Annotated in this window: 12 protein-coding genes and 1 pseudogene; 2 read left to right on the plus strand and 11 right to left on the minus strand. The window is 65.1% G+C overall.

Annotated features, from left to right (window positions below):
* Positions 1-21: 21 nt before the first annotated feature.
* The gene (gene uxaC, locus FJ419_RS21495; protein WP_140697925.1) at positions 22-1,425 is read right to left on the minus strand and encodes a glucuronate isomerase; all 1,404 of its coding nucleotides are present in this window, start codon (positions 1,423-1,425) and stop codon (positions 22-24) included.
* A gap of 164 nt (positions 1,426-1,589) precedes the next feature.
* Between uxaC and FJ419_RS21500 the strand changes: the two genes are divergently transcribed.
* The gene (locus tag FJ419_RS21500; RefSeq protein WP_140697939.1) at positions 1,590-3,104 is read left to right on the plus strand and encodes a mannitol dehydrogenase family protein; all 1,515 of its coding nucleotides are present in this window, start codon (positions 1,590-1,592) and stop codon (positions 3,102-3,104) included.
* Between the two features lie 120 nt (positions 3,105-3,224).
* Here FJ419_RS21500 and FJ419_RS21505 read toward each other — a convergent pair whose 3' ends face one another.
* From FJ419_RS21505 to FJ419_RS21540, 8 genes and pseudogenes are all read right to left on the minus strand, one after another.
* Positions 3,225-3,632, minus strand: a complete 408-nt coding sequence (locus FJ419_RS21505; RefSeq protein WP_140634255.1) for a F0F1 ATP synthase subunit epsilon — start codon at positions 3,630-3,632, stop codon at positions 3,225-3,227.
* 100 nt (positions 3,633-3,732) lie between these two features.
* Positions 3,733-5,316 carry a F0F1 ATP synthase subunit beta gene (atpD, locus tag FJ419_RS21510; RefSeq protein ID WP_140697942.1) on the minus strand — a complete coding sequence of 528 codons (1,584 nt, stop codon included), beginning with the start codon at positions 5,314-5,316 and terminating at the stop codon, positions 3,733-3,735.
* A 64-nt stretch (positions 5,317-5,380) separates the two neighbouring features.
* The gene (locus FJ419_RS21515; protein WP_140697945.1) at positions 5,381-6,262 is read right to left on the minus strand and encodes a F0F1 ATP synthase subunit gamma; all 882 of its coding nucleotides are present in this window, start codon (positions 6,260-6,262) and stop codon (positions 5,381-5,383) included.
* Positions 6,263-6,291: 29 nt separating this feature from the next.
* Positions 6,292-7,821 carry a F0F1 ATP synthase subunit alpha gene (gene atpA / locus FJ419_RS21520; RefSeq protein WP_140546138.1) on the minus strand — a complete coding sequence of 510 codons (1,530 nt, stop codon included), beginning with the start codon at positions 7,819-7,821 and terminating at the stop codon, positions 6,292-6,294.
* Positions 7,821-8,381, minus strand: coding sequence for a F0F1 ATP synthase subunit delta (locus tag FJ419_RS21525; RefSeq protein WP_140697948.1), 561 nt, complete (start codon positions 8,379-8,381; stop codon positions 7,821-7,823). Before FJ419_RS21525 ends, atpA begins: the two co-directional genes overlap by 1 nt.
* 235 nt (positions 8,382-8,616) lie before the next feature.
* Positions 8,617-9,011: pseudogene (locus tag FJ419_RS21530) on the minus strand (DUF4345 family protein).
* A 93-nt stretch (positions 9,012-9,104) separates the two neighbouring features.
* Positions 9,105-9,800, minus strand: a complete 696-nt coding sequence (locus tag FJ419_RS21535; RefSeq protein WP_140697951.1) for an aspartate/glutamate racemase family protein — start codon at positions 9,798-9,800, stop codon at positions 9,105-9,107.
* Positions 9,801-9,832: 32 nt separating this feature from the next.
* A complete protein-coding gene (locus tag FJ419_RS21540) occupies positions 9,833-12,016 on the minus strand; it encodes a primosomal protein N' (RefSeq protein ID WP_140697954.1) in 2,184 nt (727 codons plus the stop codon).
* Positions 12,017-12,106: 90 nt separating this feature from the next.
* Here FJ419_RS21540 and fsa point away from each other — a divergent pair, with 90 nt between their 5' ends.
* Positions 12,107-12,763 (plus strand): fructose-6-phosphate aldolase, encoded by a 657-nt coding sequence (gene fsa, locus FJ419_RS21545; protein ID WP_140547111.1) that lies wholly within the window; start codon positions 12,107-12,109, stop codon positions 12,761-12,763.
* A gap of 373 nt (positions 12,764-13,136) precedes the next feature.
* Here fsa and lptE read toward each other — a convergent pair whose 3' ends face one another.
* Together lptE and leuS are read right to left on the minus strand one after the other, a co-directional pair.
* Positions 13,137-13,715 (minus strand): LPS assembly lipoprotein LptE, encoded by a 579-nt coding sequence (gene lptE, locus FJ419_RS21550; protein WP_140697957.1) that lies wholly within the window; start codon positions 13,713-13,715, stop codon positions 13,137-13,139.
* Positions 13,702-16,329, minus strand: coding sequence for a leucine--tRNA ligase (gene leuS / locus FJ419_RS21555; protein WP_140697960.1), 2,628 nt, complete (start codon positions 16,327-16,329; stop codon positions 13,702-13,704). Before leuS ends, lptE begins: the two co-directional genes overlap by 14 nt.
* Between the last annotated feature and the right edge of the window lie 28 nt (positions 16,330-16,357).

The following is a 16,357-nucleotide window of genomic DNA, read 5'->3' on the forward strand; positions in this document are numbered from 1 at the left end:
AAAATTCACGAATACCTTGGTTCAGAGTCGGTACGCCTTCTTGGCAAGCGAGTAGGCAAGCTCCCGCGCCAGCTCATGCGCCTCCTCCTCCCGGAGGCGATGCTCGGCGACGAGGCGCGCCAGAAAGGCGCAGTCGACACGCCGCGCGACGTCGTGACGCGCCGGGATCGACGGGAAGGCGCGCGTGTCGTCATTGAAGCCGACGGTGTTGTAGAAGCCCGCCGTCTCCGTGGTCATCTCGCGGAAGCGGCGCATCCCTTCCGGGCTGTCGTGGAACCACCAGGCCGGCCCGAGCTTGAGCGCCGGATAGACGCCGGCGAGCGGCGCCAGCTCGCGCGCATAGCTCGTCTCGTCGAGCGTGAACAGGATGATCGTGAGGTCGCGCTCCAGCCCGATGCAATCGAGCAGCGGCTTCAGCGCCGCCACATAATCGGTCCGGGTCGGGATATCGAAGCCCTTGTCGCGGCCGAATTTCTGGAAAAGGGAAGGCGAATGATTGCGCCATGATCCAGGATGGATCTGCATCGCCAGGCCGTCGTCGCGGCTCATCTTGGCCATCTCGGTCAGCATCTGGGCGCGGAACAATTTTCGCTCGCGCTCATCCTCGGAGCCGCGCCGGATGCGGTTGAACAGTTCCTGCGCCGCCGCGTCGGAGAGATTGGCGGTCTCGGCCGTCGGATGGCCGTGATCGGACGAGGTCGCGCCGAACTCCTTGAAATAGGCGCGGCGCTTTCGATGCGCATCGAGATATCCGGACCACGTGCCGGTGTCGCATCCGGTGATCTCGCCGAGCCTATCCAGATTGGCCGCGAAGCCCCCGAAATCGGGATCGACGACGGCGTCGGGCCGATACGCGGTGACGACGCGGCCCTTCCAGCCGCTGTCGCGGATCGTCCGGTGCCATTTGAGATCCTCGAGCGCGCCTTCGGTCGTCGCGATCACCTCGATGTTGAAGCGTTCGAACAGCGCGCGCGGCCGATAGTCGTCGCGTTGCAGCAGCGCGGCGATCATGTCGTAGATGCGGTCGGCGCTGGCCGCGGTAAGCGGCTCCCCGATGCCGAACAGATGCTCGAACACATGGTCGAGCCACAGCCGCGTCGGCGTGCCGCGGAAGAGATAATAATGCTCGGCGAAGCGTCGCCAGATCGCCCGGCCGTCGGTTTCGACGGGTGCGCCGTCGAGCGTCGGGACGCCGAGTTCCTCCAGCCGCACGCCTTGGCTGAACAGCATGCGGAAAATGTAATGGTCCGGCACGATCAAAAGCTGCGCCGGGTCGGAAAACGGTTCGTTAAGCGCATACCAGCGCGGGTCGGTGTGGCCGTGCGGACTGACGATCGGCAGGTCCTTCACGCCCGCGTAAAGGGCGCGCGCCAATGATCGCGTTTCCGGCGAAAACAACAGGTCCGGATCGGTCAATGCGGCCACGCGGCTCCTCCCAGGCTTCGCTATTGGTAGATCGGCCAGAGATAATGTCAACATACAAATATTATGCAGTTGTATGATGACTTTCGAATGGAACCCGGCCATTGTGCACGGCGACAGCGGGTGTTAGGTCGCTGCCGTCGTTTTCCGATCGGAGACCAGCTTCCATGAACGGCCGCCTGTCCAACGCCACCCTTGCGGAGCTGCCGGCCGAAGTTCTGGTGCCTCGCTACGACCGCAAGTCCGTCGCGCCCGGCATCGTCCATCTTGGCGTCGGCGCCTTTCACCGTGCCCACCAGGCCGCCTATGTCGATGCCTGTCTGGCGGATGGCGAAAGCGATTGGGGCATCACCGGCGTCTCGTTGCGCAGCCCCGACACGCGCGATGCTCTCAAGCCGCAAGGCGGGCTCTACACCCTTGCAATCAGGGACAGCGCCGGCGAACAGCTGCAGGTGATCGGCTCGATCCAGTCCTTGCTCGTCGCCCCGGAGAACCCTGGCGCGGTGCTCGCCGCGCTCACCGATCCGCGCATCCGCATCGTCACGCTCACCATCACGGAAAAGGCCTATCTCAGGGCAGCCGACGGCGCGCTCGACAGCGCGCACCTCGATATTGTCCACGACCTCGCCAACCCCGGATCGCCGAAGACGGCGCATGGATTTCTCGCCGAGTCGCTTGCGCGCCGACGCGCGGCGGGCACGCCTCCTTTCACCGTGCTTTGCTGCGACAACCTGCCGGCCAACGGCGCCACCCTGCATCGGCTGTTGATCGCGTTCGCGAAATTGCGCGACGCCCAGACAGGCTCTGGCGACCAGCCGTTGGCGGGCCATATCGCCGATGAAGTGGCCTTCCCGTCCTCCATGGTCGATCGCATCGTGCCGGCGACCACGGACGCCGATCGCGCCCGCATCGCTGGCGAGCTCGGCATCGATGACGCATGGCCGGTGATGACCGAGCCGTTCCGCCAATGGGTGATCGAGGACGACTTTCCCGGCGGGCGGCCGGCCTGGGAGAAATTCGGCGTCACCATGGTCGAGGACGTCGGCCCCTTCGAGGACATGAAGCTGAGGCTGCTCAACGGCGCGCATTCGGGCATCGCCTATCTCGGCCTGCTCAGCGGCCACGCTACGGTCGACCGCGCCTTTGCCGATCCGTCGATCCGGCAGTTCGTCGATAGGCTCTGGGCCGAGGCCATTCCAACCCTTCCGCAGGATGCCGGGCTCGACACAAGCGCCTACACGGCCGAGCTCGCCGAACGCTTTTCCAACACCGCGCTTGCCCACCGCACTGCGCAGATCGCCAATGACGGCAGCCAGAAGCTGCCGCAACGCATCGTCGCCTCCGCCCTCGCCCGGCTGGAGACCGGCTTGCTGCCGGAACATCTGTCGCTGGTTGTCGCCGCCTGGATCGCCGCCTGCGCCGCACGCGGCGGGACTTTGCCCGAGGGCCACTTCACCGACCCTCTCGATGCTGCCCTTAACGAGCTGTTCGGCCGCAATCTGCCGACGACGACAATGGCCGAGGCCGTGTTCGACCTCGCTGGCTTTGCCAAAGCCCACGCGGAACGACAAAGGTTGATCGAGTTTGTCACCACGCACCTCGTCCACTTCAAGCAGGGCGGCCCGAAACTGGCTCTCGCCGCGCTCGGCATCGGCAGCGAGCCGCCCAGGCTGGCCGAATAGCTATTCGCCCGCCTACCCGCCAGGGATTGCGCCCCATGCAGCGCGAAACTGTCTCGCAAACAGCAAAAACAAAAAAGCGGGGCTAGCCCCGCTTCGTAAAACGCTTCCCGGCAGCCGACTTCAGGCCGGCAGCAGCGCGCCTTCCAGCGTGGTGAGCTGGCTGAGGAACTGCTCGGCCTTGCTGCGGCTCTCGTCGTCCTTGGCGTCGGCCGCGTCTTCCTTGGCCTCCTGGATCCGGCGAGCCAGATCGGCGCGATCGATGTCGTTCACATGCGTTGCCGATTCGGCAAGAAGCGTGCAGCCGGAAGGCAGGATGTCGGCGAAACCGCCGAACACGACGAAGCGCTCTTCCTTGCCGCCCGCGGTCTTTATCGTGACGACGCCGGGCTTGATGGTTGTCATGACCGGCGCGTGCTGCGCCATCACCGTCATCTCGCCTTCGGCGCCCGGGATGACGACCGACTCGACCTGCTCGGAAACGAGCAGTTTTTCCGGCGAGACCAGTTCGAACTTGAAAGCTTCAGCCATGTTCAATTTAGCGAGTAGGGAATAGCGAGTAGCGAGTAGTGAAGAAACTCGCCAAACCCGTTGCTCCCTATTCGCTACTCCCTATTCGCTATTCGCTTTCTTATGCCGCTTCAGCCGCCAGGCGCTGCGCCTTCTCGACCGCCTCGTCGATGCCGCCGACCATGTAGAAGGCGGCTTCCGGCAGGTGGTCGTAGTCGCCGGCGCAAAGACCCTTGAAGCCCTTGATGGTGTCGGCGAGGTCGACCAGCTTGCCCGGCGATCCGGTGAACACTTCGGCGACGAAGAACGGCTGCGACAGGAAGCGCTCGATCTTGCGGGCGCGTGCAACCGTCTGCTTGTCCTCTTCCGACAGCTCATCCATGCCCAGGATCGCGATGATGTCCTGCAGCGACTTGTAGCGCTGAAGGATCGACTGCACCTGGCGGGCGACCTGGTAGTGCTCCTCGCCGACGACCATCGGGTCGAGCATGCGCGAGGTGGAATCCAGCGGATCAACGGCCGGATAGATGCCCTTTTCCGAGATCGCCCGGTTGAGCACGGTCGTGGCGTCGAGGTGGGCGAAGGACGTCGCCGGCGCCGGGTCGGTCAAGTCGTCGGCCGGAACGTAGATCGCCTGCACCGAGGTGATCGAGCCCTTGGTCGTGGTCGTGATGCGTTCCTGCAGCGCGCCCATGTCGGTGGCCAGCGTCGGCTGGTAGCCCACGGCGGAAGGAATGCGGCCGAGCAGCGCCGACACTTCCGACCCCGCTTGCGTGAAGCGGAAGATGTTGTCGACGAAGAACAGCACGTCCTGGCCCTGGTCGCGGAAATATTCGGCGACGGTGAGGCCGGTCAGGCCGACGCGGGCGCGCGCGCCCGGCGGTTCGTTCATCTGGCCGTAGACGAGCGCGGCCTTGGAGCCGGCACCGCCGCCCTTCTTGTTGACGCCCGATTCGATGAACTCGTGATAGAGGTCGTTGCCTTCGCGGGTGCGCTCGCCGACGCCGGCGAACACCGAAAAGCCGCCGTGAGCCTTGGCGACGTTGTTGATCAGCTCCTGGATCAGCACGGTCTTGCCCACGCCGGCGCCGCCGAACAGGCCGATCTTGCCGCCGCGGGCATAAGGCGCCAAAAGGTCGAGAACCTTGATGCCGGTGACCAGGATCTGCGCTTCCGTCGACTGGTCGACATAGGCCGGGGCAGGCTGGTGGATGGCGCGCATTTCGACGCCGTCGACCGGGCCTTCCTCGTCGACCGGCTCGCCGATGACGTTGATGATGCGGCCGAGCATGCCGGGGCCCACTGGAACCGAGATCGGCGCGCCGGTGTCATAGACCTCCTGGCCGCGAACGAGACCTTCGGTCGAGTCCATGGCGATGCAGCGCACGGTGTTCTCGCCGAGATGCTGGGCCACCTCGAGCACCAGGCGGTTGCCGACATTGTCGGTCTCCAACGCGTTCAGAATGGCCGGCAGGTGATCCTCGAACTGCACGTCGACGACAGCGCCGATGACTTGGCGGACCTTGCCGGCGGCGCCGACCCGCTTCGTCGATACGCTCGCCGCCTTGGCCGGAGCCGCAGCCTTGGCCGGAGCGGCCGCCTTCTTCGCCGGAGCGGCGTCCTTCGCGGCTGCTGCCGGGGCCTTCGCCGCCTTGGGGGCCGGTGCCGCCTTGGCGGCGGTCTTCGGGGTAGCTGCTTTCGCCATCGTCTTTGCCCTTTTCGTCTATCCGTTGTTCACGCCGCCCGCCGGTATCCCGCGCGGCGCGTGATTAGAGCGCCTCGGCGCCCGAAATGATCTCGATCAGTTCCTTGGTGATCTGCGCCTGCCGCTGGCGGTTGTAGGTGATCGACAGCTTGTTGATCATGTCGCCGGCGTTGCGCGTCGCATTGTCCATCGCGCTCATTTTGGCGCCCATCTCGCCGGCCGCGTTCTCCAGCAGCGCGCGGAAGATCTGCACGGCGATGTTGCGCGGGATGAGGTCGGAAAGGATCTCGCCCGGCTCCGGCTCGTATTCGTAGACGGCATTGCCGCCATTGGTCGCCTCGGGAGCGGTCGACCCGGCCGCCGGGATGATCTGCTGCGCCGTCGGGATCTGGCTGATCACCGACTTGAACTGCGAATAGAACAGCGTGCAGATGTCGAAGCCGCCATCGTTGAAGAGGTGGATGACCTTGCGCGCGATCGCATCGGCATTGGCGAAGCCGAGAGTCTTCACCTCGCGCAGGTCGACACGCTCCAGGATCATCGAAGCGTAGTCGCGGCGCAGGATGTCATAGCCCTTCTTGCCGACACAGATGATCTTCACCTGCTTGCCGTCGGCCAGCAGCCTGCGGATGTGATCGCGGGCGAGGCGCGCGATCTGCGAGTTGAAGCCGCCGCACAGGCCGCGCTCGGCCGTGCAGACGATGAGCAGATGCACATCGTCCCGGCCGGTGCCCGTCATCAGCGCCGGGGCATCGCCGCCGCCGCCGATCGCCTGGGTGATGTTGGCCAGGACCGCGCCCATGCGCTCGGAATAGGGTCTAGCTGCTTCCGCCGCTTCCTGCGCGCGACGCAGCTTCGCCGCGGCGACCATCTGCATCGCCTTGGTGATCTTCTGCGTCGCCTTGACCGAGGCGATACGGTTACGAAGGTCTTTTAACGAAGCCATGCTTCAAACCCGATCCCGTCCAGCTTCGTTCAAGCGAAGGTCTTGGCGAAGGCGTCGATCTCGGCCTTGAGCTTGGCGCGCAAATCGTCCGACAGCGCCTTCTCCTTGCGGATGCCGTCGAGCACGTCCTTGCCGGCCGAGCGCATATGGCTGAGCAGCCCATGCTCGAACTTGCCGACCTGGTTCAGCGGCAGCTTGTCGAGATAGCCGTTGACGCCGGCGAAGATCACCGCGACCTGTTCCTCGACTTTGAGCGGCGAGAATTGCGGCTGTTTGAGCAGCTCGGTCAGGCGCGAACCGCGATTGAGCAGACGCTGCGTTGCCGCGTCGAGATCGGAGCCGAACTGCGCGAAGGCAGCCATTTCGCGATACTGCGCGAGCTCGCCCTTGATGGAGCCGGCGACCTGCTTCATCGCCTTGATCTGCGCCGAGGAGCCGACGCGCGACACCGACAGGCCGACGTTCACCGCCGGACGGATGCCCTGGAAGAACAGGTTGGTTTCGAGGAAGATCTGGCCGTCGGTGATCGAGATCACATTAGTCGGGATGTAGGCCGACACGTCATTGGCCTGCGTCTCGATGATCGGCAGCGCGGTCAGCGACCCGTTGCCATTGTCGTCATTGAGCTTGGCGGCGCGCTCGAGCAGGCGCGAGTGCAGGTAGAAGACGTCGCCCGGATAGGCTTCGCGGCCCGGCGGGCGGCGCAGCAAGAGCGACATCTGGCGGTAGGCGACCGCCTGCTTCGACAGATCGTCATAGCTGATCAGCGCATGCATGCCGTTGTCGCGGAAATATTCGCCCATGGTGCAGGCGGTGAACGGCGCCAGGAACTGCATCGGCGCCGGATCGGACGCGGTGGCGGCGACGATGATGGAATATTCGAGCGCGCCGCGCTCTTCCAGCACCTTGACGAACTGCGCGACGGTCGAGCGCTTCTGGCCGACGGCGACGTAGACGCAGTAGAGCTTTTCCTTCTCGGGGCCGTTGTCGTGCACCGACTTCTGGTTCAGCATCGTGTCGAGGATGATGGCGGTCTTGCCGGTCTGGCGGTCGCCGATGACCAGCTCGCGCTGGCCGCGGCCGACTGGGATCAGCGCATCGATGGCCTTGAGGCCGGTCGACATCGGCTCATGCACCGACTTGCGCGGGATGATGCCGGGCGCCTTGACGTCGACACGCTTGCGTTCGGTTGCCTTGATCGGGCCCTTGCCGTCGATCGGATTGCCCAGCGCGTCGACGACGCGGCCGAGCAGGCCCATGCCGACAGGCGCGTCGACGATGGCGCCGGTGCGCTTGACGGTGTCGCCTTCCTTGATGTCGCGGTCGGCACCGAAGATGACGACGCCGACATTGTCGGCTTCGAGGTTCAGCGCCATGCCGCGGATGCCGCCCGGGAATTCGACCATCTCGCCGGCCTGGACGTTATCGAGGCCGTAGACGCGGGCGATGCCGTCACCGACGGACAGAACCTGGCCGACTTCGGAGACCTCGGCCTCCCTGCCGAAATTCTTGATCTGGTCTTTCAGAATTGCGGAAATTTCCGCGGCGCGGATGTCCATCAGCCGACCTCTTTCAGTGCAAGCTTGAGCGAATTGAGTTTGGTTTTGAGCGACGTATCGATCTGGCGCGAGCCCATCTTGACGATCAGCCCGCCGAGCAGCGACGGATCGACGGTCATGGCAATGGCCACGTCCTTGCCGGCGATGCCCTTCAGCGTCGCCTTGAGTTCATCTTGCTGCGCGGCCGTCAGCGCATGCGCCGAGGTGACCTCGGCGGACGCCTCGCCGCGATGGTCGGCGGCGATCTGGCGGAACGCCTTGATCATGCCCGGCACCGCGAACAGGCGGCGGTTCTTTGCGACGACGCGCAGGAAATTGCCGACCAGGCCGGTGATCTGGGCCTTGTCGGCGATGGCGGCGATGGCCCTTGCCTGGTCCTCGCCGGAAAACACCGGGCTGTTGATCAGCCGCGCGAGATCGTCGCTGCCGTTGAGCATTGCCTCGAAGCTGGCGAGGTCGGCTTCGACCTTGGCGACTGAATTGTCCTGCAGCGCAAGCTCGAACAGCGAGCCTGCATAGCGTTCGGCGACAGCTGAGATTGGCGATGACGATTGGGCCACGGACCGTCTTTTCTCTTGTCTGACAGGCCGCAGATTGTTGGCGCGAGCGAAAACTCTGGCTAAATCTTTGACCTTACTGCATTTTTCCAAGCACGGAGGCGCGGCTTCCGCTATCCCCGGTCGAAAGTCGATTGCCGTCTAGCACAGGCTTTTTAAGACCGCAATGCATCGTCCGGCATGGTTTTCAGGCACTTTTGTCGCATCAGGCGGCTGGGGCCAACCCCAAGCGCCGGATTCACGGTACAAAGCCGAAGGCAAAGGCCAGCGGCAGCGCCGCCAGCGCCAATTCAACCACGATCGAAACCCAGTTGAAAGGGGTGTTGGCGCCGTCCGACATCATCGACAGGAGCCGGCCGAAGGCGGTGAACAGCCAGGAGAAGCCCAGCGCCATATAAAGCAGCGGCTGCGCCAGAAGGATGCAGCACAGGCTGACGCCAAGATAGAAGCCCGACATGCGGCCGCGTCCCTCGGCGATCGCAGCCGCTTTCTCGGGCCTCGGCTGCAGGCGCAGCACGCGAAACGCAAGCCCGGCGCCAGGAACAGGAACAGGCCGAGCGCCAAGGTCACGACGGCGCTCGACCAGGCCAGCCACTCACCCTTGCTCGCCGGCCACGGAAACGCGAAGTCCATAAAATCCCCCCTATTTCTTGTTCTGAAACAGCGGCATTCTAGCCAGGGAATGAAGGCGCGCCAGTGGACGGCGGGCACATTAGGTACAGCGCATCAGGCGAGCGCGAAATCGACCGCGGCCGCGGCATGGATGCGCGTGGTGTCGAAGACTGGAACGTCGAAATCGCCCTGGCCGATCAGCATGGTGATTTCGGTGCAGCCCATGATGATGCCGTCCACCCGGTCGGTGCGCCGCATCCGGCCGACCTCGTCGAGATAGGCGGATTTCGATTCGGATTTGACGATGCCCTGGCAGAGCTCGTCATAGATCACCCGGTGCACGATGTCGCGGCCGGCCTGGTCCGGCACCACGGGTTCCAGGCCGTATTTGTCGGCGAGACGGCCCTTGTAGAAATCCTGCTCCATGGTGAAGCGTGTCGCGAGCAGCGCCGGCCGCTTCACCCCTGCATCGAGGACGGCATGCGCCGTGGCGTCGGCGATATGGATGAGCGGGATCGATATGGCCGCCTGCACCGCGTCGGCCAGCTTGTGCATGGTGTTGGTGCAGATCACCAGGCCCTCGGCGCCGCCCGCCTCCAGCTTGCGCGCGGCTTCCACCAGAAGGACGCCCGCGCCTTCCCAGTCGCCCGCATGCTGGCGTTCGGCGATCTCGGCGAAATCGAACGACCACAACAACAGCTTGGCCGAATGCAGCCCGCCCAGCCGCTCGCGCACGATGTCGTTGAGCAGGCGGTAATAGATCGCCGTCGATTCCCAGCTCATGCCGCCGATCAGGCCGAGGGTTTTCATAGGCGGGCACTCCGTTGGGACTGTCTCTCAGCTTATAGGAAGCTCTGCGGGTCGATGTCGACCTGCACCCTGACCGAGCCGCGCAGCTTCGGTCCATTCGCCAGCATGGCCCGAATAAAGCCTTGCATGTCCGCGCGCCGTTCGCCTTGCACCAGCAGCCGGAAGCGGTGACGGCCGCCGATCAGCGACAAGGGCGCCTCGGCCGGGCCGAGCACGAAGAGGTCGGCAGCCTGCGGCGCCGCGCGCCTTAAACCCCGCGCATGGCTTTCCGCCTCGCCGCGTGTCGCGGCGCTGACGATGATGCCGGCGAGCCGGCCGAAGGGCGGCAGCGCCGCCCGTTCGCGCTCGGCGATCTCGCGCTCGTAGAACGCTTCCGAATCGCCCGAGACGATAGCCCGCATCACAGGATGGTCCGGCTGGTAGGTCTGTAAAAGGCCAAGGCTCTTCTTGCCGGTGCGGCCGGCGCGCCCCGTCACCTGGCTGAGCAGCTGGAAAGTGCGCTCGGCGGCGCGCGGATCGCCATTGGCCAATCCCAGATCCGCATCGACCACGCCGACCAGCGTCATGCCGGGGAAATTGTGTCCCTTGGCGACCAGCTGCGTGCCGATGACGATATCGGCCTCGCCATTGGCGACGGCCTCGAGCTCGAGCCTGAGCCGGCGCACGCCGCCGAGAAGATCGGACGACAGCACGATGGTGCGGGCATCGGGGAAATGCCCCACCACTTCCTCTGCGATGCGCTCGACGCCTGGGCCGCATGCCACCAGATGGTCGAGCGTGCCGCATTCCGGACAGGCTTCCGGCCGCCGCTCGTTATGGCCGCAATGATGGCAGACGAGCTGGCCGCGAAACCGATGCTCGACCAGCCAGGCCGAGCAGACCGGGCAGCCGAAGCGGTGGCCGCAGACGCGGCAGAGCGTCAGCGGCGCATAACCGCGCCTGTTGAGGAAGAGCAGCGACTGCTCCTTCCTCTCCAGCGTGCCCTGCATCTGCTCCAGCAAGACCGGCGACAGGAAGCCGCCGCGGGCCGGCGGCGAGCGCCGCATGTCGATCGACTTCAGGTCGGGCAGCGCGGCTTCCGCGAAGCGTGACGACAGCACGGCCCGGTCGTAGCGGCCCTGGCTGGCATTGACCCGGCTTTCCACCGAGGGCGTCGCCGAGGCGAGCACGACCGGGAAAGCACCGATATGGCCGCGCACCACGGCCATATCGCGCGCATTGTAGAAGACGCGGTCTTCCTGCTTGTAGGCGGGATCGTGCTCCTCATCGACGACGATCAGGCCGAGTTCCTTGAACGGCAGGAACAGCGCCGAACGCGCGCCGGCGACGACGCGCACGCCGCCCTCCGCGATCTGCCGCCAGACGCGTTCGCGCATCCGGGGCGGCAGGTCGGAGTGCCACTCCGCCGGCTTGGCGCCGAACCGGTCCTGGAAACGTTCGAGGAAGGCATGGGTGAGCGCAATTTCCGGCAACAGGATCAGCACCTGCCTGCCCTTCTCGAGCGCCGCCGCTATCGCCTCGAAATAGACTTCCGTCTTGCCCGATCCGGTGACGCCGTCGAGCAACGTGACGTTGAAGGCATCAGCGGCGACAGCGGCGCGCAGTTTCTCCGCCGCCGCTTTCTGGTCAGGCATCAATTCAGGCATGGCATGGCCGGGATCGGGCGCCGCCACTACCGGACGCGGCGGGATCATCACCGTCTCGAACACGCCTTGTGCCCGCAACCCGTCGATGACGGTCGAGGACACGCCCGCTGCATGCGCCAGCCCCGAGCGCGTCCAGGCAAGGCCGCCCTCCGCGGTTTCGAGCACTCGCCGCCGCGCATCGGTCAGCCGGTCGGGCCCGGCCAGCGTGCGCTGCAGCCCTTCGATCCACGGCTCCGGATCGAACGCCTCCGGCGCGCGCAGCAGCATGCGGGCCACCATGCCGGGCGCCGACAGCGTGTATTGCGCGATCCAGTCCACGAAGCGGCGCATCGCCCTGTCGATCGGCGGGCAGTCGAACACCTCCTCGATCGGCCGCAGTTTCTTCGCATCGACGGTTTCGACGGCGCCGTCCCAGACGATGCCTGCGACCTGGCGCGGCCCGAGCGGCACGCGCACGATCGAGCCCGGCACCACGCGCATGCCGGGCGGAACGGCATAGGTGTAGGGCCGTTCGGCCGGCATCGGCACCAGCACGGGCGCGGCTGCGACAAAGGGCGAATCTTGCATCATCAGGCGTGACCTTGCCCTGACTTTGGTCTAGATCAAAGGGGACCCTCGCATCTGCCTGGCTGGCGCCCGGCAATCCCCAAGGAGACCGCCATGAAATTTTTTGTCGACACCGCTGACATCAAGGAAATCAAGGAGCTCAACGATCTGGGGCTGCTCGATGGCGTCACCACCAACCCCTCGCTGATCCTGAAATCGGGTGGCAAGATCATCGAGGTCACCAAGCAGATCTGCGACATCGTCGAAGGTCCGGTTTCGTCCGAGGTCGTGGCGACCGAGTACAAGGACATGATGGCGGAAGCCAAGGTGCTGGCCAAGATTGCGCCGAATATCGCCATCAAGGTGCCGCTGACGCTCGACGGCCTGAAGGCCTGCAAGACCATCCGCACCGAGATGGACCGCATGGTCAACGTGACGCTCTGCTTCTCGGCCAACCAGGCGTTGCTGGCCGCCAAGGCCGGCGCCTCCTTCATCTCGCCTTTCGTCGGCCGCATCGACGACACCGGCTCGGACGGCATGGAGCTGATCTCGGAAATCAAGCAGATCTACGAAAACTACGATTTCAAGACCGAGATCCTGACCGCCTCGGTGCGCACGGTGAACCACGTCAAGCAGGCCGCGCTGATCGGCGCCGATATCGTGACCGCGCCGCCGGCGACGCTGAAGGCGCTGGTCAATCATCCACTGACCGACAAGGGCCTCGCCGCCTTCCTCGCCGACTGGGCCAAGACCGGCCAGAAGATCGGCTGAGGCGGGAGTAATTCCAGGAAAGTCTGTGACGATTTTCCGTCCGAAATTGTACAAGGCAAAAGTAGCGAAGAAGGCCGGGCAACCGGCCTTTTTTCGTGGCAAAGTGCCTATGCCTTTGCAGGTCGCCGGCCGTGGCGATTGGCCGGAAGGCCCATCGCGATCGTCATCCACGGGCGGAGCAAGAAGCAAAGCGACGCGCGCAGACCCGAGGATCCATTCCGTGACATACGAGCGTCGCAACGGTGCAGAATTCTGCTCCGCTGCACCTTCAGGCTGAGGTAACGGAATCCTAGGGTCTACGCGACGCCGCTTCGCGGCTGCTCCGCCCTAGGATGACGAGGTTCGGAGGCTTCAGCCAATCCCCAACGAGGCGCTAGGCCTTCCTGCCATGCTTGGCTAGATCCTGCGCGATCGACAGCCGCAGCAGATCGGCAAGCTCCCGCGCGGCGCGGTTCTCGGCATCGATCTGTGCGCGGTAAGCCGCGAATTCCTGGCGCGGCCGGTCGAAGGACGAGGGGATCGAGCGCTTGCCGACGGCAATCACCGTGTTGGTCGCGGTGTCCCTGAGCACGTAGTTGGCGGTCAGCGTGACCGTGCCCGCTGTCGGCTCGTCTTCCTGAGTCTGCACCTGCACGATGGCCGCCGATTCGACGAGCTCGGTGACGCCGAGATCGAGCGTGTAGGCCGGCGCGGCGGGCTCGCCCGAGCCTTGCCCGAAGGCGAAGATCAGGTTGTTGCGCACCTGCTGCGCGTAGCGGGTGTTGACCGGCTTGATCGAGATCGAGCCGAGCTCGGCGGAGGCGCTGAGCGATCCGGGCGACAGCGGCTGGCTGGAATAGAGCGGCCGCACGGTGCAGGCCGAGACCAGCGCCAGCGCGGCGACCATGCCGCAGAGCGCCACGCGGCCGCGCAGGCGGATCGCTTCTGACTTCACCGGATCAGGCAACGACATTGACGATCCTCTGCGGCACGATGATAACCTTGCGCGGAGCCTTACCTTCCAGTGCTTTTTGCACGAAGTCGAGAGCCAGCACCGCTTTTTCGACGGCACCTTGATCCGCGTCGCGCGCAATTGTCAAATCCCCGCGCTTCTTGCCGTTGACCTGCACCGGCAGCACGATCTCATTGTCGACGACCAGCGCCGGATCGTAGACCGGCCAGGGTCGTTCGGCGACCATTTCGGCGCCGCCCAGCTCCTGCCAGCATTCCTCCGCCAGATGCGGCATCACCGGCGCAATGATGTGCACCAGGATTTCCACCGCCTCGCGGCAGGCGCCCTTCAGCGCGTCATCGGCCTTGCCTTCGGCAACGTCGGCGAGCGGCGCGGCCAGCGCATTGGCGAGCTCGTAGATGCGGGCGATCGCACGGTTGAAGCCGAGCTTCTCGATGTCCTCGCCGACCGCCTTCAGGATCTTGTGCGCCGCCTTGGAAACGGCGCCCGCATCGCCATCCCTCGCCGCCGCCGGCTTCACGCCGGGCAGCTGCTCGGCCGCGATCTGCACCAGGCGCCAGATGCGCTGCACGAAGCGGTGCGCGCCGGCCGCGCCCTCGTCGGTCCATTCGACGTCGCGCTCCGGCGGCGAGTCCGACAGCATGAACCAGCGTGCCGTGTCGGCGCCGTAGCCGTCGGTGATCTCTTCCGGGCTCACCGTGTTCTTCTTCGACTTCGACATTTTCTCCAGCGCGCCGACCGTTGCCTCCTCGCCGGTGGCGATCTCGACGGCGCGGCGCTTGCCGTCGACGTCCTCGAGCCTGACCTCGCTCGGCGACAGCCAGCGCCCATTGTTGGACGGGCCGCCGACGCGGTAGGTCTCGTGCACCACCATGCCCTGCGTGAACAGCCCCTTGAACGGCTCGGCCAGGTTCAGGTGACCGGTCTCGCGCATGGCGCGGGTGAAGAATCGCGAATAGAGCAGATGCAGGATCGCGTGCTCGATGCCGCCGATATACTGGTCGACCGCCAGCCATTCGTCGGCCGCTTTCGGCTCGGTCGGCTCGTTTGCCCACGGCGCGGTGAAGCGCGCGAAATACCAGGACGAATCGACGAAGGTGTCCATCGTGTCGGTCTCGCGCCGCGCATCGCGGCCGCATTGCGGGCACTTGACATGCCGCCATGTCGGATGACGGTCGAGCGGGTTGCCTGGGCGGTCGAACTCGATGTCGTCGGGCAGCTTCACCGGCAGGTCGGCCTTCGGCACCGGCACGACGCCGCAGGCCTCGCAATGGATCATCGGGATCGGGCAGCCCCAGTAGCGCTGGCGCGAGATGCCCCAGTCGCGCAGGCGGAAATTCACCTTGCGCTCCGCCATCGGCCGGCCGCCGATGCTTTTCTGCTCCAGGAGCTTTGCCACTTCATCGGACGCCCTCTCGGGCTTCATGCCGTCGAGGAAGCGCGAATTGATCATCACACCGTCGCCGTCATAAACCTCCTCGATGATCTGGAAGCTCCCCTGGTTTTCGCCTTCCGGCATCACCACCGGAATCACCGGCAGGCCGTATTTGTTGGCGAAGTCGAGGTCGCGCTGGTCGCCCGACGGGCAGCCGAAAATGGCGCCGGTGCCGTATTCCATCAGCACGAAATTGGCGACATAGACCGGCAGCGTCCAGTTCTCGTCGAACGGATGGACGACGCGGATGCCGGTGTCGAAGCCCTTCTTCTCGGCCGTCTCGAGCGCGGCCACCGAGGTGCCCATGTGGCGGACCTCCTCGATGAACTTCGCCAGCTCGACATTGTTCTCGGCGGCTTTTCTCGCCAGCGGATGGTCGGCGGCGACCGCCATGAAGGAGGCGCCGAAGATGGTGTCGGGCCGGGTCGTGTAGACTTCCAGTTCGTTCGTGTCGCCGACCGGCTTTGCCAGCGGCCAGCGGATCAGCAGCCCTTCCGAGCGGCCGATCCAGTTGTGCTGCATCAGCTTGACCTTTTCGGGCCAGTCCGCGAGTCCGTCGAGCGAGTCCAGCAGATCCTGCGCGAAGTCGGTGATCTTGAAGAACCACTGCGTCAGCTCGCGCTGCTCGACCAGCGCGCCCGAGCGCCAGCCGCGGCCGTCGATGACCTGCTCGTTGGCGAGCACCGTCATGTCCTCCGGGTCCCAGTTGACCTTGGAGGATTTGCGCGTCACCAGCCCCTTCTCGACGAAGTCGAGGAACAGCATTTGCTGGCGGTGGTAATAGTCGACGTCGCAGGTCGCGAACTCGCGCGCCCAGTCGAGCGACAGGCCCATCATCTTGAGCTGCTCGCGCATGACCGCGATGTTTTCGTAGGTCCAGTCCTTGGGGTGGACCTTGTTTTGCATCGCGGCGTTTTCGGCCGGCATGCCGAACGCGTCCCAGCCCATCGGGTGCAGCACGTTAAACCCCTTGGCGCGCTTGTAGCGCGCCACGACGTCGCCCATCGTGTAGTTGCGGGTGTGGCCGATATGGATCTTGCCCGACGGATAGGGGAACATCTCGAGCACGTAGTATTTCGGCTTCGGGTCGTCGTTGCGGGCCTCGAACAGCTTCTTTTCGGCCCAGGCCTTCTGCCATTTGGGCTCTGACGTGCGCGGATTGTATCGTTCGGTTGCCATCGGATGTTTTTCACTTAAAAGCAGGTGC

Source organism: Mesorhizobium sp. B2-6-2, assembly GCF_006440615.1.
GTDB lineage: Bacteria > Pseudomonadota > Alphaproteobacteria > Rhizobiales > Rhizobiaceae > Mesorhizobium.